This window comes from Neisseria sp. P0021.S007, assembly GCF_051956855.1.
In genome coordinates this window covers 1-769 of the sequence record NZ_JBQCXA010000387.1, presented here as the reverse complement: position 1 = coordinate 769, position 769 = coordinate 1, and the positions used below count along the sequence as shown (strand labels likewise).

Sequence of the window (769 nt, the reverse complement as noted above, 5' to 3'; positions counted from 1 at the left end):
TTATTAAGCCTGACTGAAACACAGATAGGTCGTCTGAAAACTTGGTTGGACAAAGTTTCTATCGAAGGTGAGAATAATACATTTGCGCAGCCGGCTTCAGAAGAAGGTCAGCATACAGTTTCAGCGGAATCTAAACCCCAACAAACCGCTACAGCAGGACAAAACGATGCGCTTGCACGTTTTACCGTCAATTTGACTGAAAAAGCCGCTCAGGGCGGTATTGACCCTGTATTTGGACGTGAAACTGAAATCCGTCAAATGATGGATATTTTATCGCGTCGCCGTAAGAACAACCCTATTTTGGTTGGCGAACCGGGTGTCGGTAAAACTGCATTGGTAGAAGGTCTGGCATTGAAAATCGCTTCAGGCGAGGTGCCTAAGATATTGGAAAACACCCAAGTATTGGTGTTGGACTTAGGTCTTCTGCAAGCGGGTGCGGGGGTGAAGGGCGAATTTGAACAACGCCTGCGCAATGTTATCGAGGCTGTTCAGAATTCTGAAGAACCCGTTTTATTATTCATCGACGAAGCGCATACGTTAATCGGTGCAGGAAACAGTGCAGGCGGCGCGGATGCAGCCAACCTCTTAAAACCGGCTTTGGCGCGGGGTGAATTGCGTACCATCGCAGCGACAACCTGGAGCGAATACAAACAATACTTTGAAAAAGACGCCGCGTTGGAACGCCGTTTCCAAATGGTCAAAGTTGACGAACCCGATGATGAGGCTGCGTTCACCATGCTCCGCGGTTTGAAGCAACGTTATGCCGCTT

General features: G+C 48.5%; 1 protein-coding gene. It reads left to right on the top strand.

Features of this window, described 5'->3' with window-relative positions; translation table 11 throughout:
• The coding region (locus tag ACTHUR_RS13535) for an AAA family ATPase (protein WP_440399045.1) at window positions 1-769 on the top strand (769 nt) is incomplete at both ends.